This window comes from Phenylobacterium terrae (genome assembly GCF_042681205.1).
GTDB lineage: Bacteria > Pseudomonadota > Alphaproteobacteria > Caulobacterales > Caulobacteraceae > Phenylobacterium > Phenylobacterium terrae.
This window is the reverse complement of the sequence record NZ_JBHUEY010000006.1, coordinates 224,893-246,400: the sequence shown is the minus strand read 5'-3', so window position 1 is coordinate 246,400 and position 21,508 is coordinate 224,893. Positions and strand designations below refer to the sequence as shown.

The 21,508-nt window shown below is 70.9% G+C and carries 24 protein-coding genes; 11 read left to right on the top strand and 13 right to left on the bottom strand.

Annotation, left to right across the window (positions count from 1 at the left end):
* Positions 1 to 18: 18 nt before the first annotated feature.
* The 5 genes from ACFSC0_RS15560 (at position 19) to ACFSC0_RS15540 (ending at position 4,357) form a co-directional block, all read left to right on the top strand.
* Complete coding sequence (locus ACFSC0_RS15560; RefSeq protein WP_377281785.1) at positions 19 to 465, top strand: hypothetical protein; 447 nt, start codon at positions 19 to 21, stop codon at positions 463 to 465.
* A 26-nt stretch (positions 466 to 491) separates the two neighbouring features.
* Positions 492 to 686 carry a hypothetical protein gene (locus ACFSC0_RS15555; RefSeq protein WP_377281784.1) on the top strand — a complete coding sequence of 65 codons (195 nt, stop codon included), beginning with the start codon at positions 492 to 494 and terminating at the stop codon, positions 684 to 686.
* A 130-nt stretch (positions 687 to 816) separates the two neighbouring features.
* Positions 817 to 2,340, top strand: a complete 1,524-nt coding sequence (locus ACFSC0_RS15550; RefSeq protein ID WP_377355203.1) for a DEAD/DEAH box helicase — start codon at positions 817 to 819, stop codon at positions 2,338 to 2,340.
* A gap of 107 nt (positions 2,341 to 2,447) precedes the next feature.
* Positions 2,448 to 3,506 carry a GGDEF domain-containing protein gene (locus ACFSC0_RS15545; RefSeq protein ID WP_377284099.1) on the top strand — a complete coding sequence of 353 codons (1,059 nt, stop codon included), beginning with the start codon at positions 2,448 to 2,450 and terminating at the stop codon, positions 3,504 to 3,506.
* A 50-nt stretch (positions 3,507 to 3,556) separates the two neighbouring features.
* Complete coding sequence (locus ACFSC0_RS15540) at positions 3,557 to 4,357, top strand: enoyl-CoA hydratase/isomerase (RefSeq protein WP_377284100.1); 801 nt, start codon at positions 3,557 to 3,559, stop codon at positions 4,355 to 4,357.
* Between the two features lie 26 nt (positions 4,358 to 4,383).
* Here the strand turns inward: ACFSC0_RS15540 and ACFSC0_RS15535 are convergent, their stop codons facing one another.
* The 10 genes from ACFSC0_RS15535 to ACFSC0_RS15490 all read right to left on the bottom strand — a co-directional run bounded on the left by ACFSC0_RS15535 (position 4,384) and on the right by ACFSC0_RS15490 (position 12,174).
* Positions 4,384 to 4,767, bottom strand: coding sequence for an endonuclease domain-containing protein (locus ACFSC0_RS15535; RefSeq protein WP_377284101.1), 384 nt, complete (start codon positions 4,765 to 4,767; stop codon positions 4,384 to 4,386).
* A 122-nt stretch (positions 4,768 to 4,889) separates the two neighbouring features.
* A complete protein-coding gene (locus ACFSC0_RS15530) occupies positions 4,890 to 5,285 on the bottom strand; it encodes a HesB/IscA family protein (RefSeq protein ID WP_377284102.1) in 396 nt (131 codons plus the stop codon).
* Between the two features lie 2 nt (positions 5,286 to 5,287).
* Positions 5,288 to 5,650 carry an SUF system Fe-S cluster assembly protein gene (locus ACFSC0_RS15525; RefSeq protein WP_377284103.1) on the bottom strand — a complete coding sequence of 121 codons (363 nt, stop codon included), beginning with the start codon at positions 5,648 to 5,650 and terminating at the stop codon, positions 5,288 to 5,290.
* 9 nt (positions 5,651 to 5,659) lie between these two features.
* On the bottom strand, positions 5,660 to 6,874 hold the full coding sequence (locus ACFSC0_RS15520) for an aminotransferase class V-fold PLP-dependent enzyme (protein ID WP_377284104.1): 1,215 nt from the start codon (positions 6,872 to 6,874) through the stop codon (positions 5,660 to 5,662).
* A 2-nt stretch (positions 6,875 to 6,876) separates the two neighbouring features.
* Positions 6,877 to 7,908, bottom strand: coding sequence for a Fe-S cluster assembly protein SufD (sufD, locus tag ACFSC0_RS15515; protein WP_377284105.1), 1,032 nt, complete (start codon positions 7,906 to 7,908; stop codon positions 6,877 to 6,879).
* Entirely contained in the window at positions 7,905 to 8,654 is a 750-nt protein-coding gene (gene sufC, locus ACFSC0_RS15510) for a Fe-S cluster assembly ATPase SufC (RefSeq protein ID WP_377284106.1), read from the bottom strand. The genes sufD and sufC overlap by 4 nt, the downstream gene beginning before the upstream one ends.
* Positions 8,655 to 8,721: 67 nt before the next feature.
* Positions 8,722 to 9,120: a hypothetical protein gene (locus ACFSC0_RS15505; RefSeq protein ID WP_377284107.1), complete on the bottom strand. Its 399-nt coding sequence runs from the start codon at positions 9,118 to 9,120 to the stop codon at positions 8,722 to 8,724.
* On the bottom strand, positions 9,117 to 10,586 hold the full coding sequence (gene sufB, locus ACFSC0_RS15500; RefSeq protein ID WP_377284108.1) for a Fe-S cluster assembly protein SufB: 1,470 nt from the start codon (positions 10,584 to 10,586) through the stop codon (positions 9,117 to 9,119). Before sufB ends, ACFSC0_RS15505 begins: the two co-directional genes overlap by 4 nt.
* Before the next feature lie 11 nt (positions 10,587 to 10,597).
* Positions 10,598 to 11,740 carry a cysteine desulfurase family protein gene (locus ACFSC0_RS15495; protein WP_377284109.1) on the bottom strand — a complete coding sequence of 381 codons (1,143 nt, stop codon included), beginning with the start codon at positions 11,738 to 11,740 and terminating at the stop codon, positions 10,598 to 10,600.
* Positions 11,737 to 12,174: an Rrf2 family transcriptional regulator gene (locus tag ACFSC0_RS15490; protein ID WP_377284110.1), complete on the bottom strand. Its 438-nt coding sequence runs from the start codon at positions 12,172 to 12,174 to the stop codon at positions 11,737 to 11,739. Before ACFSC0_RS15490 ends, ACFSC0_RS15495 begins: the two co-directional genes overlap by 4 nt.
* Positions 12,175 to 12,331: 157 nt before the next feature.
* Here ACFSC0_RS15490 and ACFSC0_RS15485 point away from each other — a divergent pair, with 157 nt between their 5' ends.
* Complete coding sequence (locus ACFSC0_RS15485; RefSeq protein ID WP_377284111.1) at positions 12,332 to 12,982, top strand: alpha/beta hydrolase; 651 nt, start codon at positions 12,332 to 12,334, stop codon at positions 12,980 to 12,982.
* 110 nt (positions 12,983 to 13,092) lie between these two features.
* Here the strand turns inward: ACFSC0_RS15485 and ACFSC0_RS15480 are convergent, their stop codons facing one another.
* Complete coding sequence (locus tag ACFSC0_RS15480) at positions 13,093 to 14,199, bottom strand: anhydro-N-acetylmuramic acid kinase (RefSeq protein WP_377284112.1); 1,107 nt, start codon at positions 14,197 to 14,199, stop codon at positions 13,093 to 13,095.
* A 440-nt stretch (positions 14,200 to 14,639) separates the two neighbouring features.
* On the opposite strand from ACFSC0_RS15480, the gene tyrS reads away from it, so the two are divergent.
* Positions 14,640 to 15,896, top strand: a complete 1,257-nt coding sequence (gene tyrS, locus ACFSC0_RS15475; RefSeq protein WP_377284113.1) for a tyrosine--tRNA ligase — start codon at positions 14,640 to 14,642, stop codon at positions 15,894 to 15,896.
* Between the two features lie 240 nt (positions 15,897 to 16,136).
* On the opposite strand, the gene ACFSC0_RS15470 is transcribed toward tyrS, so the two are convergent.
* A complete protein-coding gene (locus tag ACFSC0_RS15470) occupies positions 16,137 to 16,547 on the bottom strand; it encodes a GtrA family protein (RefSeq protein ID WP_377284114.1) in 411 nt (136 codons plus the stop codon).
* The gene (locus ACFSC0_RS15465; RefSeq protein WP_377284115.1) at positions 16,544 to 17,539 is read right to left on the bottom strand and encodes a glycosyltransferase family 2 protein; all 996 of its coding nucleotides are present in this window, start codon (positions 17,537 to 17,539) and stop codon (positions 16,544 to 16,546) included. The genes ACFSC0_RS15470 and ACFSC0_RS15465 overlap by 4 nt, the downstream gene beginning before the upstream one ends.
* A gap of 93 nt (positions 17,540 to 17,632) precedes the next feature.
* Here ACFSC0_RS15465 and ACFSC0_RS15460 point away from each other — a divergent pair, with 93 nt between their 5' ends.
* The 4 genes from ACFSC0_RS15460 to ACFSC0_RS15445 all read left to right on the top strand — a co-directional run bounded on the left by ACFSC0_RS15460 (position 17,633) and on the right by ACFSC0_RS15445 (position 21,473).
* Positions 17,633 to 19,006 (top strand): hypothetical protein, encoded by a 1,374-nt coding sequence (locus ACFSC0_RS15460; RefSeq protein WP_377284116.1) that lies wholly within the window; start codon positions 17,633 to 17,635, stop codon positions 19,004 to 19,006.
* A 23-nt stretch (positions 19,007 to 19,029) separates the two neighbouring features.
* Positions 19,030 to 19,506 (top strand): peroxiredoxin, encoded by a 477-nt coding sequence (locus ACFSC0_RS15455; RefSeq protein ID WP_377284117.1) that lies wholly within the window; start codon positions 19,030 to 19,032, stop codon positions 19,504 to 19,506.
* Positions 19,507 to 19,762: 256 nt separating this feature from the next.
* The gene (locus tag ACFSC0_RS15450) at positions 19,763 to 20,920 is read left to right on the top strand and encodes a M23 family metallopeptidase (protein ID WP_377284118.1); all 1,158 of its coding nucleotides are present in this window, start codon (positions 19,763 to 19,765) and stop codon (positions 20,918 to 20,920) included.
* On the top strand, positions 20,901 to 21,473 hold the full coding sequence (locus tag ACFSC0_RS15445; protein WP_377284119.1) for a bactofilin family protein: 573 nt from the start codon (positions 20,901 to 20,903) through the stop codon (positions 21,471 to 21,473). Before ACFSC0_RS15450 ends, ACFSC0_RS15445 begins: the two co-directional genes overlap by 20 nt.
* Positions 21,474 to 21,508 lie beyond the last annotated feature (35 nt).

Sequence of the window (21,508 nt, the reverse complement as noted above, 5' to 3'; positions counted from 1 at the left end):
GACTGACGGAGACGGCTCATGGCCAAGAAGAAGTCGAAGAAGAAGAAGGGCGTCGTGCCCAAGCGTATCGCCGGCGCCAAGGTCCCCAAGCGGCTGCGGCGTGACCTGGACGGCGTGCTGAGCTCGCCGATGGGCCGCAACATCCTCGCCGACGCCCTGGTGGCCGCCGGTGCGGCGGTTGTCGGGACCCAGGCGAAGAAGAACTCCAAGACCCGGCGGTTCCTGCGCGATCACCCGCCCGCCGAAGCCCCGCACGCGGCCCAGGACGCCGCCGGCGCGGTGGCGAGCGGCAGCTCGGCGCTGGCCTTCGCGCTCGGCGAGGCGAGCCGCTCGTTCGTCGACGCCCTGCATCGGGGCAAGGCGATGGCCGACGCCCGGGCCGCTTGGCCCGAACAGAAGGACGAGGAGCCCGCGGCGCCAAAAAAAAAGCCGGGGACCGCCCCGGAGACTTCGCCCGCCCACTGACGGCGCCCGCGGGCGCCGTCACCCACGTGCCGGAGTACAGCGTCGCCGAGCGGCCCAGGCCCTCGCTCCGGGCCCGCATCGCCGGTTTCGGCCTGCGCCGCACGATCGATTTCGCCGCCTGGCGCCATCGCCGGGAGGCTCGGCGCGCCGAGCGGCGGGGGCGCACCGACCAGGTCTTCCGCGCCTTCATCCAGATCAACGTCTACCCGAGGGCGAGATGAGACGGCCGCCTCGCGTTGACAGCAGGGCCTATCTCCCTATGTTCCGCGGCGCGCGGCCGAGCCTCGTCCGCGCCGCCGCGAGTCGGGACGGCGCGCCCTCGCGCCCAACCGAACGCCCGATTAGTCGACCATGACCGAATTTTCTGAACTGGGCCTCTCGCCTGCGACGCTCGCCGCCGTCGCCGAGACCGGCTACACCACCGCAACACCGATCCAGGCCCAGGCCATCCCCGTGGCGCTGCAGGGCCGCGATATCCTCGGGATCGCCCAGACCGGCACCGGCAAGACGGCGGCCTTCACCCTGCCGACGATCGACAGGCTGGCGGCAGGCCGCTCGAAGGCGCGCATGCCCCGGTGCCTGGTGTTGGCCCCGACGCGGGAGCTGGCCGACCAGGTGGCCGCCTCGTTCGAACGCTATTCCAAGGGCCAGAAGCTGTCCTGGGCGCTGCTGATCGGCGGCGTCTCGTTCGGCGACCAGGAGGCCAAGCTCGACCGGGGCGTGGACGTGCTGATCGCCACCCCGGGCCGGCTGCTCGACCACTTCGAGCGCGGCAAGCTGCTTATGACCGGCGTGCAGGTCATGGTCGTGGACGAGGCCGACCGGATGCTCGACATGGGCTTCATCCCGGACCTCGAGCGCATCTTCAAGCTGACGCCGCCGAAGAAGCAGACGCTGTTCTTCTCGGCCACCATGCCGCCGGAGATCACCCGGCTCACCAAGCAGTTCCTGAACGATCCGCTGCGGATCGAGGTGGCCCGCCCGGCGACCACCGCCGAGACCATCGCCCAGCACCTGGTGCCGATCCCCACCGCCGACCCGAAGGCCAAGCGCGCCGCGCTGCGCGCCCTCGTGGAGCGGGCCGACGTGAAGAACGGCATCGTCTTCTGCAACCGCAAGAGCGAAGTCGACATCGTCGCCAAGTCGCTGAAGAAGCACGGCTTCGACGCCGCGCCGATCCACGGCGACCTGGACCAGGCGACCCGCATGCGCACGCTGGATTCGTTCCGCAAGGGCGAGCTGAAGCTGCTCTGCGCCTCGGACGTCGCCGCCCGGGGCCTGGACATCCCGGACGTCTCCCACGTCTTCAACTACGACGTGCCGCACCACGCCGACGACTACGTCCACCGGATCGGCCGCACCGGCCGGGCCGGCAAGTCGGGGCAGGCGTTCATGATCGTCACGCCGGCCGACTCCAAGAACCTGGACAAGGTCCAGAAGCTGATCGTCAAGAACGTCGACCGGATCGAGCTCGACCTCGACTGGGACAGCCTGAAGGACGAGAGCCGCGGCGGCGGGCGCGAGCGCGGCGCCCGTCGCGAACGCGGCGCCCGTGGCGAGCGCGCGCCGCGCAGCGAGGGCGCCGAGCGCCGCGAGCGTCCGAGCCGCAGCCGCCGCGAGCGCGAGCCCGAGGCGGCCGAGGCCGAAGCGCCCGAGGCCGCCGAAGCGCCGGCTCCGCGGGCCGAGCGCCCGGCCCGCGCCGAGCGGCCCGAACGGACCGAACGTCCTGAACGTGCCGAGCGCGAGCGCCCGCCCCGCGAGGCCGCCCGTCGCGGCCGCGAACGGCCGCGCCGCGAAGGCGACGACGACGGCGCGGTGGTGGGTTTCGGCGAGGAGGCCCCGGCCTTCCTGCTGCGTCCGACCCGTCCGTCCTAAACGGTTGTAAACCTAGCGGCTTAACCGTCCATTCGACTATCCCGGCTAGCGTCCTATGGCGCCCAGGGAGCCGCGCAGCGGCGCCCGCGTCAGGGGAACCGATTGTGATGTCAGAGGGAGTCGACAGCAGGCTGCGCGCCCACGGCGGTTACGCCCTGGCCCGCAACGCGGTCGACGCGATGGAGAAGGCCGGCGTCTGGCCGACGGCCGTTAACTTCGAACTCTGGGTCAACTACGTCGCCGATCCGCAAAGCCCGCTGGCCCAGGAGATCGACCGCCTGATCTCCTCCGGCGAGGCGTTCACCGAAAGCGTGACCGAGCAGCTGGCCGCGCACTTCCTGCCGAAGTCCCGGCTGACCGACCACATCCGCGACGCCGGCGACCAGCTGGGTCGCGAACTGGCGGCCGTGTCGCTGGCCATCGCCGACGCCCAGAAGACCAGCCACGTCTATGGCGAGACCCTGGCGGTCGCCAGCCGCAACCTCGGCGGCGGCGTCCAGGACGTGGAGCGGCTGAAGGCCACCGTCGACACCCTGTCCACGGCGACCCAGCGGGTGCAGGACGAGAACCGCGCCCTGGAGGCCCGCCTGGCCGAGTCCAGCGCCGAGGTCAGCCGGCTGCGCGACCACCTGGAGCAGGTGCGCAAGGACGCCACCACCGACGGCCTGACCAACATCGCCAACCGCAAGTCCTTCGACGAGAAGCTCGAGCAGGCCTGCGAGGACGCGCGCCAGACCGGCCGGCCGCTGGCGCTGGCCGTGCTCGACATCGACCACTTCAAACTCTTCAACGACACCTGGGGCCATCAGACCGGCGACCAGGTGCTGCGCTACGTGGCCAGCGTCATCGGCCGCAACGCGCCTGCGCCGAGGTTCTGCGCCCGCTACGGCGGCGAGGAGTTCGCGGTCATCTTCACGGGCGAGAGCGCGGCGGACGTCTACGCCGGCCTGCAGGCCATGCGCGCCGAGGTGAACTCGCGGATCCTCAAGCGCCGGTCCACCGGCGAAGATCTGGGCCAGATCACCCTCTCCGCCGGCATGGCCATGCTGCGCCCCGGCGAGACGCCGCACTCGCTGGTCGAGCGGGCGGACGCGGCGCTCTACGCCTCCAAGCGCAACGGCCGCAACCGCGTCACCAGCGCCGAGTCGATCGCCAACGCGGCCTAGCCTGACGCGGCGACAGCGGTTCATGATGCCTCCAAAATCAGGAGGCGCGCGTGGATAAGGTCAGGACCCATACCGACGGCCAGGTCGGCGTCATCACCATCAACGACCCGGCGACGCTGAACGCGGCCGGCATGGACGTGATGGAGGGGCTGCGGGCCGCCTTCGACGGGTTCGCCCGGGAAGACTCCGGGGTACGGGCGGTGGTGCTCACCGGCGAGGGCCGCGGCTTCTGCTCGGGGGCCAACCTCACGGCGGGCGGCGGCGCGGCCGGCGGCCTCAGCCAGCCGCGCGGCGAGAACGACGCCGGGGCCGCGCTGGAGAGCGTCTACAACCCGTTCATCACCGGCCTGCGCAACTACCCGCACGCCATCGTCACGGCGGTGAACGGGGCGGCCGCGGGCGTCGGCTGCTCGCTGGCGCTGATGGGCGACCTGATCGTGGCCGGCGAGAGCGCCTACTTCCTGCAGGCCTTCCGCCGCATCGGCCTCGTGCCGGACGGCGGCTCCACCTACATCCTGCCCCGCCACATCGGTCGGGCCCGGGCGATGGAGATGGCCCTCCTCGGCGAGCGGCTGCCGGCCCGCCAGGCGTTGGAATGGGGGCTGATCAACCGCTGCGTCCCGGACGAGCAGCTGATGCCCACCGCCCTAGAGCTCGCCCGGGCGCTCGCCAGCGGGCCCAAGTCCATCGGCATGATCCGCCGGCTGATCTGGGACTCCCTCGACAACGACTTCGCCGATCAGCTCCACGCCGAACGCGTCGTCCAGCGCGACGCCGGCCGCACCGAGGACTTCCGCGAAGGCGTCGCCGCCTTCATCCAGAAGCGCCCGGCCCAGTTCTCGGGACGTTAGGGGAGACGGTCCCCCTTCCCTCCCCTTCAGGGGAGGGTGGCGCGCCCTTCCCTCCCCTTCATGGGGAGGGTGGACCCGCGCGCAGCGCGGGGACGGGTGGGGAAGTCGGGTCTCGCCTCGAGCTCGAAGACGATCGTGTCCATGACGGCGCCGATGTCTTCGTTGATCTGGCCCGTCGTAAGTCGCAGCGTTCTGAAGCCCTCACGCGCCAGGATCCTATCCCTGACCAGATCATGGTCCGCCTGAACCTCATCCTGGTGCTGGCTGCCGTCGACTTCGATGACCAGCCTGCGGCTGAAGCAAACGAAGTCCAGGAAGTAACCTCGAAACGGGGCCTGTCGGCGGATGTGAAATCCACGTTCGCGCAGTCGCTTGAGGCGGCTCCAGAGCCGGACCTCGTGCGAACTCATGCTCGACCGCAGCCGCCGAGCCATATTCGTGGGCGACCCCATAGGTAGAGCTTACACGACCGTTCCCCACCCGTCCGCCCGCTTCGCGGGCGTCCACCCTCCCCATGAAGGGGAGGGAAGAGCTATTCCGGTTTCGCCGGCTCGATCGTCACGCTCTCGCCGCAGCCGCAGGCGTCGGTTTCGTTGGGGTTCTGGAAGACGAACTTGGAGGACAGGCGGGTGACCTCGTAGTCGATCACCGTGCCGAGCAGGAACAGCACCGCCTTGGGCTCGATCAGGATGGTGACGCCCTTGTCCTCCACCACTTCGTCCAGCGGGTCGGCCTTCTCGGCGTACTCGAGGACGTACTCCTGTCCCGCGCAACCGCCATTCTTCACGCCAACGCGCAGGCCGATGTAGGGCCGGTCGGCGCCGGCCATGATCTCGCGCACGCGCTCGGCGGCGGCGTCGGTCAGGGTGACGACCTTGGGCCTTGGGCGGCGGGCTCTGGGGGTGAAGGTGGTCTGCAGCTCGGTCATGGTCAGAACATGTTCAGCTGGAGCTTGGCCTCGTCGCTCATCCGCGACGGGTCCCACGGCGGATCGAAGACCAGCTCGACCTTGACGTTGCGCACGCCCGGGATCGACTGCACCGCATCCTGCACCCAGCCCGGCATCTCGCCGGCCACCGGGCAGCCGGGGGCGGTCAGGGTCATGTCGATGGCGATGTCCTTGTCGTCCGAGACGTCGACCTTATAGATCAGGCCGAGCTCGTAGATGTCGACAGGGATTTCGGGGTCGTAGACCGTCTTGAGCTTCTCGATCAGCTCGTCGGTCAGCGCGTCCAGCTCAGCCTGGCTGAGCGGCGTCTTGGTCGTCCCATCGATGGCGGTCGCGTCGTCCATGGAGCTCACTTAAGCGAAGAAAGCCTGAGTTCGGGTAAGCGCGTCGACAAAGGCGTCGGCCTCCTCCTCGGTGTTATATAGGGCGAAGGAGGCCCGAGCGCTCGACGTGACGCCGAAACGCCGCATAAGGGGCTCGGCGCAGTGGGTGCCGGCGCGCACGGCGACGCCGTAGCGGTCGAGGATCTGGGCCACGTCGTGGGCGTGGGCGCCGTCGACGGTGAAGGAGAGGATCGCTCCCTTCCCTTCCGCCTCGCCCAGCACGCGCAGCCAGTTGGCCCCGTTCAGCGCCTCGCGGACCCGGCGGTAGAGCTTGGCCTCGTGCTCGGCGATCTCGGCGCGGTCGTAGCCGCCCAGCCAGTCGATCGCCGCGCCCAGGCCGATGGCCTCCAGGATCGGCGGGGTGCCCGCTTCAAAGCGGTGCGGGGCGTCCGCGTAGGTGATCTCGTCGAACGTCACGGTGCCGATCATCTCTCCCCCGCCCTGATAGGGCGGCAGCGCGGCCAGCCGTTCGGCCTTGCCGTAAAGGATGCCGATTCCCGTGGGACCGTAGAGCTTGTGGCCGGAGAATACGTAGTAGTCGCAGCCGATCTCGCGCACGTCGACCGGGCCGTGGACGATGCCCTGGCAGCCGTCGATCAGCACCTGGGCGCCGGCGTCCTGCGCCATCCTGGTGAGCTCGCGGACGGGGTTCTTGGTCCCCAGAACGTTGGACATGTGGGTGAAGGCGACCACCTTGGTCCGCTCGCTGAGCAGCGCCTGGAAGCCTTCGACGTCCAGCGAGCCATCGTCGTTCACCGGCGCGAACTTCAGCACCGCGCCCCAGTGCTCGCGCAGGAAGTGCCAGGGGACGATGTTGGCGTGGTGCTCCATCTGCGTGAGCAGGATCTCATCGCCCGGCTTCAGCGTGCGCGCCAGCCCCGCGGCGACGAGGTTGATCGCCTCGGTGCCGCCCTTGGTGAACACCACCTCGCCGACGTCGCAGCCGATGAAGGCGGCCACCTTGCGGCGGGCGGCCTCGTAGGCCTCGGTCACCTCGTTGCCCAGGGTGTGGAGGCCGCGGTGGACGTTGGAGTAGGCGTGCTCCATCGCATGGCTCATCGCCTCGATCACCGCCCGCGGCTTCTGGGCCGAGGCGGCGCTGTCCAGATAGACCAGCGGCTTGCCGTGCACCTGGCGGGCGAGGATCGGGAACTCGGCCCGGGCGGCGTGGACGTCGAAGGCCATGCTCAGCCTCCCAGCCGCTGGGCGACCCAGGCCGCGGCGGCCGCGCGCGCGGCCTCGTGCTCGATCCGCTCGACCACCTCGCCGACGAAAGCCTCGGTCAGCAGGGCGCGGGCTTCCGCCTCGGGGACGCCCCGCTGGCGGATGTAGAACAGCGCGTCCTCGTCCAGGGCGCCGACCGTGTTGCCGTGGGCGCAGGCGACGTCGTCGGCGTAGATCTCCAGCTCCGGCTTGGCGTCCACCTCGGCGCGCTCGGAGAGGATCAGCGCATGGTGGCCCATCCGGGCGTCGGTCTTATCCGCGCCCTCGGCGACGACGATCCGGCCCTGGAAGACGCCGCGGGCCTGGTCGCGCACCACCCCCTTGGTCAGCTGGTCGGTGACCCCGCCCAGGCCCTCGTGGGTGACGACGGTGGTCTGGTCGGCGTGGCGCTGCCCGGCCAGCAGGTAGACGCCGTCCAGCCGCACCTCCGCGCCATGGCCTGGGTGATTGACCCGCGTCTCGATCCTCTGGCGCTTGGCCCCGCCGGCCAGCACCGTCTGGTGCAGGCGCGCGCCAAACCCGAGCGTGACGATGGCCGTGGAGACGCTCACCGCGCCGGCGTCGTCGTCCGTCAGCACGATCCGCTCCAGGCTGGCGCCTTCGCCGAGGCCGACGGTCAGCACCGCGTCGGCCACGTAGTCGGCGGCGCGGCCCTCGTAGCTTTCCAGCAAGATCAGGCTCGCCCCGTCCGCCACCTCGACGCCGAGATGGACGCCGTGCGAGGTTCCGGCGCTGGCGGAGACGAAGCGCAGGCGCACGGTGCGGCTCTCGCCGGCCGGCACGATCAGCGCCGAGGCCTCGCCCCGGAGTTGGCCGTTCACGATCGTCAGCTCGGCCGGGCCGAACGGCCCTTCGCCCACCTCGCCGGCGAACGCCGGAGAGGCCGGCGGCAGGACGCGGATCAGGCCGCGCAGGTCGGTCCAGCGCCAGTCCTCGTCGCGCTTGCCGGGAAGCTGGGCGACGTCGCCCGTGCGTATTGCGGCGGAAAGCGTCAAGCCGCGGCCCTCTCGTACTTCTCGTAGCCCTCGCGCTCGAGCTCGTGGGCCAACTCCGGCCCGCCCGAGGCGACGATGCGGCCGGCGGCCAGCACGTGCACCTTGTCCGGCCGGATGTAGTCCAGCAGGCGCTGGTAATGGGTGATCACCAGCATCGACCGCTCGGGGCTGCGCATGGCGTTCACCCCGTCGGCGACGATCCGCAGGGCGTCGATGTCAAGGCCCGAGTCCGTCTCGTCGAGGATCAGCAGGCGCGGCTGGAGCATCGCCATCTGGAAGATCTCCATCCGCTTCTTCTCGCCGCCGGAGAAGCCGACGTTGAGCGCGCGCTTGAGCATCTCGAAGTCGATCTTCAGCTTGGCGGCGGTCTCGCGGGCGAGCTTGATGAACTCCCCGGCCCCGACCTCCGGCTCGCCCCTCGCCTTGCGCTGGGCGTTCATCGCCGTGCGCAGGAAGTGCATGGCCGGCACGCCCGGGATCTCCAGCGGGTACTGGAACGACAGGAACAGGCCCTTGGCCGCCCGCTCGTTGGGCTCCAGCTCCAGCAGGTCCTCGCCGTCGAGGCTGACGGCGCCGTTCGTGACCTCGTAGCCCTCGCGGCCGGTCAGGACGTAGGAGAGCGTCGACTTGCCCGCCCCGTTCGGCCCCATGATGGCGTGCACCTCGCCGGCCGGCAGGTCGAGGCTGAGCCCTTTCAGGATCGGCTTGTCCTCGACGGAGACGTGCAGGTTGTTGATCGACAGCATCAGCGAACTTTCAGGCGGCGCGCCCAGACCGGGGCGCGGAAGGTGGCGAATTGGCGGGGCCGGCGCATCAGACCCCCTCGTCGGCGAGGTACTGGGCCATGACCAGGACGGCGTCCTCGACGCTGTCGACCATGGTCTCCTTGCGCGGCGCAGCGCCCGAGATGGCGGTGCGCTTGTCGGCCGCGCGGACCGAGGCCCGGCCGCCCTCGAAATAGGCGGCCAGCCGGAAGTCGGCGTGGTCCAGCGTGACCGTGTAGCGGCGACGATCGAGCACCAGGCCCTTGCTCTGCAGGAAGCCCGGATCCTCGCCCAGCAGGCGCTCCAGCGCCTCGGCGCGGGCGAGATCCTCCTCCTGCTGGCGGCGCTCGGCGTCCTCGCGCTCGCGGCGCTCGGCGTCCCGCCGCGCCTGTTCGGCTTCGAACGCCGTCTTCAGGCTGACCCTCAGGTCCGGTCTCGTATCGGTCATCCGACGCTCCCTTCCAGAGAGATGGCCACCAGCTTCTGCGCCTCGACGGCGAACTCCATCGGCAGCTCCTGCAGCACGTCCTTGACGAAGCCGTTGACCAGCAGCTGCACCGCCTCCTCCTGGCTGAGGCCGCGCTGCATCACGTAGAACAGCTGGTCTTCCGACAGGCGCGTGGTCGTCGCCTCGTGCTCGAACACCGCCTGGCCGTTGCGGGCCTCGATGTACGGCACGGTGTGGGCCGCGCACTGCTTGCCGATCAGCAGGGAGTCGCATTGGGTGAAGTTGCGCGCGCCCTTGGCCTTCGGGTGGGCCGAGACCAGACCGCGGTAGGTGTTGGACGAGCGGCCGGCCGAGATGCCCTTGGAGATGATCCGCGAGCGCGTGCCGGCGCCCAGGTGGATCATCTTGGTGCCGGTGTCGGCCTGCTGGCGGCCGTTGGTGATGGCGATCGAGTAGAACTCGCCGACGCTGTCGTCGCCGCGCAGGATGCAGGACGGGTACTTCCAGGTGATCGCCGAGCCGGTCTCGACCTGGGTCCAGGAGACCTTCGAGCGCGCCCCGCGGCAGTCGGCCCGCTTGGTGACGAAGTTGTAGATGCCGCCCTTGCCGGTCTGCGGATCGCCCGGGTACCAGTTCTGGACGGTGGAGTATTTGATCTCGGCATCGTCCAGGGCGACCAGCTCCACCACTGCGGCGTGCAGCTGGTTCTCGTCCCGCATCGGGGCCGTGCAGCCCTCCAGGTAGGACACGTAGGAGCCCGCATCGGCGATGATCAGGGTGCGTTCGAACTGGCCGCTCTCGGCCGCATTGATGCGGAAGTAGGTGGACAGCTCCATCGGGCAGCGCACGCCCGGCGGCACATAGACGAACGAGCCGTCGGAGAAGACCGCGCTGTTGAGGCAGGCGTAGTAGTTGTCCGAGACCGGCACCACCGACCCCAGGTACTTTCTGACCAGATCGCCGTGATCGCGGATGGCCTCGCTCATCGAGCAGAAGATCACGCCGGCCTCGGCCAGCTCCTTCTTGAAGGTGGTGACCACCGAGACGCTGTCGAACACTGCATCGACCGCGTACTTGGGCGCGCCCTCGACGCCCGCCAGCACCATCTGTTCCTTGATGGGGATGCCGAGCTTGTCGTAGGTCGCCAGGATCTCCGGATCGACCTCGTCCAGGCTCTTGGGCCCTTCCTTGGTCTTCGGCGCGGCGTAGTAGTAGCTGTCCTGGTAGTCGATGCGCGGGAAGTGGACCTTGGCCCAGGCCGGCTCCTCGAGCGCCAGCCAGCGCTCATAGGCGCCCAGCCGCCATTCCAGCATCCACTCCGGCTCTTCCTTCTTGGCCGAGATGAAGCGGATGGTGTCGGCGCTCAGCCCCTTGGGCGCGAACTCCTGGTCGATGTCGGTGACGAAGCCGTGCTTGTACTTTTCGAGCGATTCGACGTGTTCGACGGTCTGCTTGGCGACGGGCATAAGCTTTACCTTTACGCGGCCGGCGCGCGGCGACGCGCGGCGTGGCGGCCGTTGAGTTCAATCCAGGCCTCGACGAGCCTGTTCCAGTCCTCCTGGCGCGTGGCCCAGCCGCCGCTGGCGCGCACCGCGCAGCCGGCGAGGTCGGCCAGGCCCATGGCCGAGAGGACGTGCGAGGGTTTCACCTTGCCGGAAGAGCAGGCCGCGCCCGAGCTGACCATGACGCCGGTCAAGTCGAGGCCCATGACCTGCAGCTCCGCCGAAAAACCCGGCATGGCGAAGCACAGGGTGTTGGCCAACCGCTCCGCGCCGGCCCCCATGATGACGGCGCCGGCGTCCTTCAGCCGTTCGGCGGCCGCGTCCCGCCAGGCGGCCTGCGCCTGCAGCGCCGCAAGACCGTTCATCGAGGCCCGCGCGGCCGCGCCCATGCCGGCGATCCCCGGGACGTTCTCGGTGCCGGCGCGCCGGCCCCGCTCCTGGCTGCCGCCGTGCTGGCGGCGCACCAGGCTGGCGCGCGGACCGAAGGTCAGGGCGCCCACGCCCTGCGGCCCGCCCAGCTTGTGGCCGGACACCGACAGGGTGTCGGCGCCCAGCGCGCGGCTGTCGACGGCGATCTTGCCGGCCGCCTGGATGGCGTCCACGTGCAGCCAGCCGTCGGCGGCGCGGACGATCTCGGCCGCCCGGGCCACCGGCTGGATCACGCCGGTCTCGTTGTTGGCCAGCATCAGGGCGACGAACGGCCGGCCCCAGGCGCCGTCCCAGCGGGACAGCCGGTCCTCCAGCCAGGCGAGGTCGGCCAGGCCCTCGCGGTCCACCGGCAGGACGTCGACCTCGGCCCCGCTCTGGCGGGCGGTCTCCAGCACGCTGTCGTGCTCCACGGCGCTGACGATCATCCGCCGCGAGCCCGCCGCACGGGCGCTCTCGATGGCCAGGGCGTTGGCTTCGGTGCCGCCGCTGACGAACACCACGGTCGAGGCCGGCGCGCCGACCAGGGCCGCCACCGCGCCGCGGGCGTCCTCCACCAGGGCCCGCGCGGCCCGCCCGGCCGCGTGCACCGACGATGGATTGCCGCCGAGCTGGATGGCCCGGGCCATCGCCTCGATGGCCTCGGCGCGCACCGGGGCGGTGGCGTTGCAGTCGAGGTAGACGCTGGTCATGCCGCCTCCGGCTGGGCGGTCTTCAGCCGCCCGTTGGCCACGTCGTCCAGGGAGACGGAGGCGAGATAGTCGTGAATCTGGCGGCCCATCTCCTCCCACAGGTCGTGGGTCAGGCAGCGCTCGCCCTTGAGCATGCAGCCCTTGCGCTCCTCGCCCGAGCAGCGGGTCGTGCGCAGCGGCTCGTCCACGGCGGTGACGATGTCGGCGATGGTCGTCTCGGCGGCGCTGCGGGCCAGCCGATAGCCGCCGCCGGGGCCACGGGCGCTGATCACCAGCCCCTTGCGGCGTAGGCGGGAGAACAGCTGCTCGAGGTAGGCCAGGGAGATCTCCTGACGGGCGGCGATGTCCGCCAGCGCCACGGCCCGCTCGCCCTCGCGGCGCGCCAGGTCGGTCATGGCCATCACGGCGTAGCGGCCCTTGGTGGAGAGGCGCATCTGGTGAACCCGCTAAGTGTTAGTTTTCGCGCGCATCCGCGCCCGCCTATGCTACAAGCCCGCCGCCTCGCGAGGGCGACCGGGCGCGCGGCCAGGATGGCCGGCATCTAGGAAGACCAAGCGCAGTAGTCAAGTATTCGTCACGAGAGGGGATCGAATGCCAGAGGTGGTGCTGACCGGCGCGGCCGGGCGGATCGAAGGACGCTACTCCGCCGGCAAGAGCGAGACCGCCCCCATCGCCCTCATCCTGCACCCGCACCCCAAGGCCGGCGGCCAGATGAACAACCCGGTGGCGGTGCAGCTCTTCCACCTGTTCATGAAGCGCGGCTTCTCGGTGCTGCGGTTCAATTTCCGCGGCGTGGGGCGCAGCCAGGGCGAGTTCGATTCCGGCATCGGCGAGCTGGCCGACGCGGCCACGGCGCTGGACTGGCTGCAGTCGACCAACCCGGCCGCCTCGCAGTGCTGGGTCGCCGGCTACTCCTTCGGCGCCTGGATCGGCATGCAGCTGCTCATGCGCCGGCCGGAGACCGACGGCTTCATCTCCGTCTCCCCGCCGACCAACATGTACGACTTCTCCTTCCTGGCCCCCTGCCCGGCCTCGGGGCTGATCCTGCATGGCGGCGCCGACACCGTGGTGCCGCCCAACGAGGTGGAGCGCGTGGTCTCCAAGCTGCGCACCCAGAAGGGCATCGTCATCGACTACGACGTCGTCGACGGCGCCACCCACTTCTGGGCCGAGAACCTGCAGGAGGTCGAGAGCCGCGTCGGGGCCTATCTGGACAAGCGGCTGGCGGCCGAGCCGGCGTAAATCTACGTCATCCCGGACGGCCGAAGGCCGATCCTGGGCCCAGAACCGGCGCCCCGCAGACCCACTGGGTCCCGGCTCCACGCTTCGCTGCGGCCGGGCTGACGGTGTGATTACGGCTCCACGATGCGTCCGCCGGTCATCGGCTGGGACACCCCCGTCGTGCTCGGGAAGGTGATCGGCAGGCCCTTGGCGCAGCGTGCCGCGAGGTAGGCGATGGCTTCGGCCTCGATGGAATCGCCGCGCCAGCCCAGGGCCTCGGCCGGCTCCAAGGGGGCCGAGACCCGCTCACGGATGGCTTGCATCAGCACCGGGTTGTGGCGTCCGCCGCCGCAGGCGATCACCACCGTCGGCTCCGGCCCGGCGCGCTCCAGGCCCAGCCTCAACGACTCGGCGGTGAACGCCACCAGCGTCGCGGCCGCGTCCTCCAGCTTCAGCGGCTCCAGCGGCTCGAGCGAGAAGTCGTAGCGGTCGAGCGACTTGGGCGGCGGGCTCTCGAAATACGTATGGGCGAGCAGGCTCAGCAGGACCGTCTCGTCCACCTGGCCCACGCTGGCGTACTTGCCGTCCGGGTCGTAGCGGCCGGCCCCGCGGCTCTGCATCAGGAGGTCCAGCATGCCGTTGGCCGGGCCGGTGTCGAAGGCGACCACGTCCTCGCCGCCCCGCCAGTGGGTGATGTTGGCCACCCCGCCGAGGTTCAGCACGGCCGCCGGAGCCGCCACCTCGGAGGCCCTCAGCCGGGCCAGGTGGTAGGCCGGGGCGATCGGCGCCCCCTCCCCGCCCGCGGCCACATCGTCGCTGCGGAAGTCGAAGGCGACCGGGCGGCCGGTCAGCTGGGCCAACAGCGCCCCGTCGCCGAGTTGCACGGTGCGCCCGAGCCGCCCCTCCGCCGGGCGCTCGTGCAGCACCGTCTGACCGTGCATGCCGATCAGCTCGATGTCGTCCCAGGCAAGATCGTGCTCGGAAAGGAAGGCGTCGGCGGCGGCGAAATGCTCCTCCGCCACCGCCCGCTCGGCGTCCTGGAAGATCAGTGGGCGCGGCGCGCCGCGCTCCCAGTGCAGGGCGGCCTGGGTCGCATCGAGCAGCAGGTCCCGGGCGCCGTCGGTCAGCTTGCGCTCTCCCGCCGGTCCGAACGCGGCGATCGCCACCCCGTCGGTTTCGAGGATCGCCATGTCGACGGCGTCGAGCGAGGTGCCGGTCATGAAGCCGAGAACGCGCATGCGCCTTGACTGCCAGGGTTCAGCGCCGCGCGCTAGGCGCAGCTCAGGCCAGGAGGGCCGTCAAGGCCGCCCCGAGCTCGCCTGGCGCCGCGCACCGCCGATCCGCCGAGAGCTCCTCGCGCGAGCCGTAGCCTCACAGGACGCGGGGCCATGGGCCTGCCCAGGCGCATCGCCTCCCGCCCGCAACTTGACCTTGCGTGACGATGGGCGTACCTGCCCGCCCATGATCGACCGCGCCACCCTCGCCGGCCGCTATTACCGCCTGCTCTGAGCAGGCGGGCGATCGATCCTACGCGCCGCCACCCCTGGCCGGCGGCGCGACCTGAACCCCTCGAGCGGATGCGTCTTCGGCCCCACACCAGGAGCCCTTAGAGATGCCTCTCGATAGTCCCACAGCGCTCGTGCTAGAGCCCGCGCTTTCCACGCGCGAGAGCAGTCCCATGGCCGATCAGCCCTTCAAGTCCGCATTCCTGCGAACCATGGAGGCGCGCGGCTACATCCACCAGATCACCCACCCGGTGGAGTTGGACGAGGCCTGCGCGGCGGGCCCGATCACCGCCTACATCGGCTTCGACGCCACCGCGCCTTCCCTGCATGTGGGCCACCTGATCCAGATCATGATGCTGCGCCGGCTGCAGCAGTCGGGCCACAAGCCCATCGTGGTGATGGGCGGCGGGACCACCAAGGTCGGCGATCCCACCGACAAGGACCAGTCGCGTCCCCTGCTCTCGGACGAGCAGATCGCCGCCAACATCGCCGGCATCAAGTCGACCTTCGGCAAGTTCCTCACCTTCGGCGACGGGCCCACCGACGCGGTGATGGTCAACAACGCCGACTGGCTGGAGAAGCTCGGCTACGTGGAGTTCCTGCGCGAGTACGGCGTCCACTTCACCATCAACCGGATGCTGAGCTTCGAGAGCGTAAAGCTGCGGCTCGAGCGCGAGCAGCCGATGACCTTCCTCGAGTTCAACTACATGCTGATGCAGTCGGTGGACTTCCTGGAGCTCGAGCGCCGGTTCGGCTGCCTGCTGCAGATGGGCGGCTCGGACCAGTGGGGGAACATCGTCAACGGGGTGGAGCTGATCCGCCGCGTCGACCAGAAGCCCGCCTTCGGGCTGACCACCCCCCTGCTCTCCACCGCTTCGGGCCAGAAGATGGGCAAGACGGTGGGCGGGGCCGTGTGGCTGAACGCCGAGATGCGCAGCCCCTACGACTACTGGCAGTTCTGGCGGAACACGGAGGATGCGGACGTCGGCCGGTTCCTCAGGCTGTTCACCGACCTGGAGCCGGAAGAGATCGCCCGGCTCGAACAGCTGCAGGGCGCGCAGATCAACGAGGCCAAGAAGCGGCTCGCCGACGAGGCCACCACACTGCTGCACGGCGCAGAGGCGGCCCGCACGGCCCGCGAGGCGGCCGAGAAGGCGTTCGAACAAGGCGCCCTCTCCGCCGACCTGCCGAGCATCGAGACGCCCCGCGCCGCGCTCGAGGAAGGCGTGCCGCTGGCGGCGCTGGCGGCCGACGCGGGGCTCGCCGCCTCGCGCTCGGAGGCCCGCCGCCTGGCCCAGGGGGGCGGCCTGCGGGTCAATGACAAGGCCGAGACCGACGCGAGCCGCCTGGTGACCACCGCCGACGTCGTCGACGGCGTCATCAAGCTCGCCGCCGGCAAGAAGAAGATCGTGCTGGTGAAGCCGGTCTGAATGACGCGGTCTCTACCTCCCCCGCGAAGCGGCGGGAGGCGGACCGCCCGCCGCAGAGCGGGCGGTGGAGGGGGCGGGCCGCCTGCTCCGCCGCTCGTGCCGCTTCGGTGGCGTGGAGGATGTAGTCTCGCCTGCGCGTGTGGCCTGCCCCCTCCACCACGCGCTCTTCAGCCGGCCTTCGCCGGCTTCGGCCCGCGGTCCCCCTCCCGCCGCTTCGCGGGGGAGGTAAGACGGGCTTCGTCACACCGACGGCCGCCGGAACGCCCACAGCTTGGCGAGCACGAAAGTCGGGCCGGGCACCAGCAGCACCACCGCGATCAGGGCCGCCCAGAACGGCCAGCCGATCCGGTGCACGCAGATCCAGACGATCAGCTGGTTGAGGCCGAGGGCGAACAGGGTCACGGCCAGGAACCTTGCGAACTGGGCCCCGTCCCGCGCCGGCGAGGCGAAGGTCAGCCGCGCGTGGCCTAGGTAGGAGACGCCGATCCCGCAGGTATAGCCGATCAGGTTGGCGATCAGCGGCTCGAGCCCGGCCAGACCCTCCAGCGCCAGGGCGATCAGCACGTGGGTCAGGGTGGCGGCCACGCCGACCACGCCGAACACCGCGCCCTGGCGGATCAGTCGCACGAGGGGCTCGAGGGGCCGGCTCACCGGTCGAACCCGATCTTCTCGCGCACCAGGTAGATCGGCCGGCCCTTCACCTCCTGATAGAGGCGCCCGACGTACTCGCCGAGCACCCCGAAGGCGATCATCTGCACGGCGAAGCCGAACAGCATGACCACCATCAGCGAGGCCCAGCCGGGCGCCTCGCGCCCGTGGATCAGCACCCTCAGGACCGTGTAGCCGGCGTAGAGCAGCGCCAGGCCGGCCAGCGCCAAGCCCACCGCCGTCCAGATGCGCAGCGGCGCGGTGGTGAACGAGGTCAGCCCGTCCACCGCCAGCCGCCACATGCGGCCCAGGCCATACGAAGTGGCTCCCGCCACCCGCTCCGGCCGGACGTAGGGCACGCCCACCTGGCGAAAGCCTACCCAGGTGAACAGGCCGCGCAGGAACCGGGTGCGCTCGGGCAGGCCGTTCAGGGCCTCGACCACCCTGCGGTCCACCAGCCGGAACGAGCCGGTGTCCGGCGGGATAGGCACGTCCGACAGGGCGTTGAACACCCGGTAGAACAGCCCGGCCGTGGAGCGTTTGAAGAAACCGTCGCGGCTGCGGTCCGCCCGGATGCCGTAGACCACGTCGTAGCCCTGCTCCCACAGGGCGATGAACTCGCCGATCAGCTCGGGCGGGTCCTGCAGGTCGGCGTCGAGCAGCACCAGCATGTCGCCTCGGGCGGCCTCCAGCCCGGCGGTCAGCGCCGCCTCCTGGCCGAAGTTGCGGGCCAGCAGCAGGACGCGCAGGCGCGGATCGGTCGCAGCCCGGGCGGCCAGCGCCGCGGCGGTGCCGTCCCGGCTGCCGTCGTCGACGCAGACGATCTCCACCGCCACGTCCTTGGGCAGCACCTCGTCGAGCCGGGCAAACAGCGGGCCGAGCGCGGCCTCTTCGTTGTGCATGGGGATGATGACGGACAGAAGCGCTCCGCGGCGCGCGCGCGCCGAGGCGCTGTTCGCGGTCCGGTCGGCTGCTCCCCCTTCCGCAGAATCCATGCCACAACCCTTGCCTCGCGCGCCGACGGGCCCGCCGACGCCGCCCTCCCATCATCGGGCGGTTCGCACAAGCAGCAAGTTCGGGAGCAGCAAGTGGAGATGTGGCCAACCACCTACCCGGCCGCGGAGGCGCCGCCCGAGCCCGCCGGCGAGGCGAGCCGGAGCGTGCGGCTGGGACTTTGGGTCCTGCTGGCGGCCTACGTCGGGCTGACCGGCTACATCGCCTGGCGCACGACCGTGCTGCAGCCCTATTCGGACATGTACGACTGGGTGTTCCGGTACCTGAACTATCGGGAGGGCGTGCCGCTCGACCAGTACCTGCTGATCCCGCACAACTTCCACCGGCTGGTCACCACCTTCGGCCTGATGGACCTGGATGTCCGGTTCTTCGGGGCGAGCAACCTGCTGATCGTGGCGGTGACCGTGCTCGCCATCGCCGGGGCGGCCGCCGTCCTCGGACGCGAGGCGGCCCGGGCGGCCCCGCCGCCGCTGGGCCTGGCGGCCGGCGTGCTGGCGGCGATGTTCGCCCTGCTCGGGGCGGTGATCCCGGACGCGACCATCCACATCAACGCCCAGTACGTGCACACCCTGTTCTTCGTCGTCGTCGCTATCGCCTTGGCCGAGCCGGAGAACGTGAAGGCCGGCCTGCGCCCGCGCCACTTCGCAGCGCTGCTGTTCGCCGCCGCCGCCCCCTTCGGCAACGGCGTGGGCCTGGCGGTCTGGCCGGTTCTGATCTACGGCGCCCTGCGCAGCGGCCAGGACCGGCGCTGGCTCGCCATCCTGGCGGCTGCGGCCGTCGTCTACATCGGCCTCTACGTCCGCGGTCAGAGCGGCACGGGGGCCAAGAGCCCGCTGGACTGGTCGTTCTCGGACTTCGTCTCGGCCGTGCAGCTGGCGCTGAGCTTCCTCGGCCTGCCCTGGACCCGCGTCGCTCCGGCGTACGGATGGGTGCTGGGCCTCGGCGTTGCGGCGATCGGCTCGGCGATCGTCCTGTTGCGGGGCGGCCCCGAGGCCTCGCGCGGCGAGCGGCTGGCGAGCCGGCTGGTGCTCTATTCGCTGGGCGCGGCGCTGATGGCCGCCCTGGGCCGCACCGGGATCGACGAGCCCTCCAACGTCTCCGTCCGCTATCAGGCCCAGCTCGTGCCGCTGCACGCCGGTTTCGTGATCTTCGCCTCGCTGTACGCGGCGCGGGCCTGGCGGGCCCGGCCCCAGCTGGTGGAGGTGGGCGTCGTGGCCGCCGCCGGCCTGATGCTGGCCCAGCAGGCGGTGATGGGCGCCAGCCTGATCCGCATCTCCGACGCCCAGCGCCAGACGATGGCCGACTTCAAGGCGGGCCTGGAGAGCCCGGAGATGCTGATGCGCATCCACCCGGACCTGGCGCACGCCCGGACCATGCAGGCCCGGATGGACGCGGCCGGCCTCTATCAGCGCGAGCTGCACTTGAACCGGCTCAGGCCGCCGCGCTAGGTGACGGGAAGCGGAGGAACGCGATGGCCGAGCTGACCGAGGGCGCCAAGGCGCCCGACTTCGAACTGCAGGGCGACGCCGGCCCGATCCGGCCGGCGGACTTCGCCGGCAAGCCCCTGGTCCTCTACTTCTACCCGAAGGACGACACGACCGGCTGCACCAAGGAGGCGCAGGATTTCTCCGCCCTGTCCGGCGAGTTCAAGAAGGCCGGCGCGGCCGTGCTCGGGGTCTCCAAGGACAGCGTCAAGAGCCACGGCAAGTTCGTGGAGAAGTACGGCCTTTCCATCCCCCTCGGCTCCGACCCCGAAGGCGCCGTGGTCGAGCGCTACGGCTCCTGGGTCGAGAAGAGCATGTACGGGCGCAAGTACATGGGCATCGACCGCTCGACCTTCCTGATCGACGGCGACGGCGTGATCCGCCGCATCTGGCGCAAGGTGAAGGTACCCGGCCACGCCCAGGACGTGCTCAAGGCCGTCCAGGCGCTCACCGCCGCCGCCTGACGCCTCGCCGCAAAGCCGCCGCAAAGTCGCGGCCTGACGCCGCATGTTCCGCACACGCCTCGTCTAGCGCGCGCGGAGCCAGGCCGAAACGCGCCCGGCTCCCCGAGGAGAGCCCGCCCGTGCGGCGGCGATTAACGGCTGCGGCGAGACTGTGGCCGCGCTTGACCGGCCTGACCCGCGGCGCCCTGGCGCTTGCCGGGAGTCGCGCAAGCAATGCATACCTTGGCGGCCTCCACAGCGAAGGTCCGCGGACGCGATGAGTTTCACCCGCCTGGCGCGCCTCTACCACTCGATCGAGGCGATGTTCCCGGAGCGCCACCTCTACGTGCGCACCGGCGGGCAGATGCAGGCGTTCGTGCTCACCACCCGCCAGCAGCTCGGCCTCGCCGGCGCCGTCGCCGGCGCCGCCCTGTGGATGGGGATCGCCACCGCCGCCCTGCTGCTGAGCTGGGTCACGCCCTCGGAAGCCGAGGCGGAGATCGCCCGCACCCAGGCTCGCTACGAGCGGCTGATCGCCGACCGCCAGGCCCGTCTCGATTCCCTCTACGCGCAGATGAACACCGAGAGCGGCTCGGTGGCCGAGCTCGCCGCGTCCGTCGAGAACCGCCACGCCGCGCTCGCCCTGCTGCTGGCCGACGCCAAGGGCGCGCCGGGGGCGGCCCAGGCGCTCGCGCCGGCTCTGAACAAGGTGGCGATGGCCAGCCAGTCCGATCCGGTGAGCCGGGTCGAGCTGGTCCGCCTCTCGCAGGACCAGCTGGTCGCCTCCGCCGAGGACTACGCCGAGACCCGGGCCGAGCGGCTCAAGCTCGCCTTCCGGATGGCCGGCCTCAGCCCCGACCGCTACGCGCCGCCGCCCGGCTCGCTGGGCGGGCCGCTGATCGAGGCCAAGGACTCGCGCGCCCTGGCCACCCTGCTAGGCGTCGACGAGGCCTTCGCCGGGCGGATCCAGCGCGCGGCCGCCAGCCTCACCGAGGCCACGGCCCTCGCCGAGGCCGCCGAGACGCTGCCGCTGGCCCGGCCGACGGCCACCGCCCGCTCCAGCGGCTTCGGCTTCCGTCTCGACCCGTTCACCCGCCGGCCGGCCTTCCATTCGGGCCTGGACTTCGGCGGCGCACTGGCGACCCCGGTCGCCGCCACCGCGCCCGGGGTGGTCTCCTTCACCGGCGAACGCTCCGGCTACGGCAAGACCGTCGAGGTCGACCACGGCCGTGGCTTCAAGACCCGCTACGCCCACCTCGCCGCCATCTCGGTGAAGCCGGGCCAGCGGGTCGTGCTCGGACAGCGGCTGGGGGCCATGGGCTCCACCGGCCGCTCCACCGGCGTCCATCTGCACTACGAGGTGTGGGTCAATGGACGCGCCCAGAACCCAGACCGTTTCCTGAAAGCAGGGGATCATGTTCGGCAAGCCAGCTAAACCACCCGCCGCCCCGCCGCAGCCGACCGCCGCAATCGCGCCGCAGGCCGCCCCCACCCTCACCCCCGCCCCGGCCCCCGCGGCCGATCCCGCCCCCAAACCGGAAAGCGCTCCCGTGGCCCTCAACGACTCCCTCTCGAACAACCTGCGCAAATCGCCCGTCGCCGCCTCGCTGATCGGCGAGAACATGACGCTGGAAGGCTCGATCACCGCCGAGGGCGAGCTGCACGTCGACGGCGCCATCAAGGGCGAGGTCCGCGTCACCCGCCTGACCATCGGCGACACCGGCCGTATCGAGGGGACGATCACCGCCGAGACCGTCGAGGTGCGCGGCAAGATCATCGGCGCGGTCACCGCCAAGCAGATCCGCCTGGCCGCCAGCGCCCATGTGGACGGCGACATCACCCACGAGCAGCTGGCCATCGAGGCCGGCGCCTTCTTCCAGGGCCGCTCGCTGAAGTTCCAGCGCCAGGCCGCGCCTGCGGCCGCCGCCATCCTGGCGCCCAAGCCGGTCGAAAAGCCGGCCGACAAGCCTGTGGCTGTGGCGAGCTAGCCACCTCCTTCCCTCCCCTCCTCCCCTGAAGGGGA

Coding starts and splice junctions, on each gene's coding strand:
- ACFSC0_RS15445 (WP_377284119.1), top strand. CDS start 20,901: ATGTTCGGCAAGCCAGCTAAACCACCCGCCGCCCCGCCGCAGCCGACC.
- ACFSC0_RS15525 (WP_377284103.1), bottom strand. CDS start 5,650: ATGGACGACGCGACCGCCATCGATGGGACGACCAAGACGCCGCTCAGC.
- sufC (WP_377284106.1), bottom strand. CDS start 8,654: ATGCTGTCGATCAACAACCTGCACGTCTCCGTCGAGGACAAGCCGATC.
- ACFSC0_RS15450 (WP_377284118.1), top strand. CDS start 19,763: ATGAGTTTCACCCGCCTGGCGCGCCTCTACCACTCGATCGAGGCGATG.
- ACFSC0_RS15485 (WP_377284111.1), top strand. CDS start 12,332: ATGCCAGAGGTGGTGCTGACCGGCGCGGCCGGGCGGATCGAAGGACGC.
- ACFSC0_RS15490 (WP_377284110.1), bottom strand. CDS start 12,174: ATGCGCCTCTCCACCAAGGGCCGCTACGCCGTGATGGCCATGACCGAC.
- ACFSC0_RS15535 (WP_377284101.1), bottom strand. CDS start 4,767: ATGAGTTCGCACGAGGTCCGGCTCTGGAGCCGCCTCAAGCGACTGCGC.
- ACFSC0_RS15505 (WP_377284107.1), bottom strand. CDS start 9,120: ATGACCGATACGAGACCGGACCTGAGGGTCAGCCTGAAGACGGCGTTC.
- ACFSC0_RS15465 (WP_377284115.1), bottom strand. CDS start 17,539: ATGGATTCTGCGGAAGGGGGAGCAGCCGACCGGACCGCGAACAGCGCC.
- ACFSC0_RS15455 (WP_377284117.1), top strand. CDS start 19,030: ATGGCCGAGCTGACCGAGGGCGCCAAGGCGCCCGACTTCGAACTGCAG.
- sufB (WP_377284108.1), bottom strand. CDS start 10,586: ATGCCCGTCGCCAAGCAGACCGTCGAACACGTCGAATCGCTCGAAAAG.
- ACFSC0_RS15520 (WP_377284104.1), bottom strand. CDS start 6,874: ATGGCCTTCGACGTCCACGCCGCCCGGGCCGAGTTCCCGATCCTCGCC.
- ACFSC0_RS15480 (WP_377284112.1), bottom strand. CDS start 14,199: ATGCGCGTTCTCGGCTTCATGACCGGCACCTCGCTCGACGCCGTCGAC.
- ACFSC0_RS15560 (WP_377281785.1), top strand. CDS start 19: ATGGCCAAGAAGAAGTCGAAGAAGAAGAAGGGCGTCGTGCCCAAGCGT.
- tyrS (WP_377284113.1), top strand. CDS start 14,640: ATGGCCGATCAGCCCTTCAAGTCCGCATTCCTGCGAACCATGGAGGCG.
- ACFSC0_RS15495 (WP_377284109.1), bottom strand. CDS start 11,740: ATGACCAGCGTCTACCTCGACTGCAACGCCACCGCCCCGGTGCGCGCC.
- ACFSC0_RS15530 (WP_377284102.1), bottom strand. CDS start 5,285: ATGACCGAGCTGCAGACCACCTTCACCCCCAGAGCCCGCCGCCCAAGG.
- ACFSC0_RS15550 (WP_377355203.1), top strand. CDS start 817: ATGACCGAATTTTCTGAACTGGGCCTCTCGCCTGCGACGCTCGCCGCC.
- ACFSC0_RS15545 (WP_377284099.1), top strand. CDS start 2,448: ATGTCAGAGGGAGTCGACAGCAGGCTGCGCGCCCACGGCGGTTACGCC.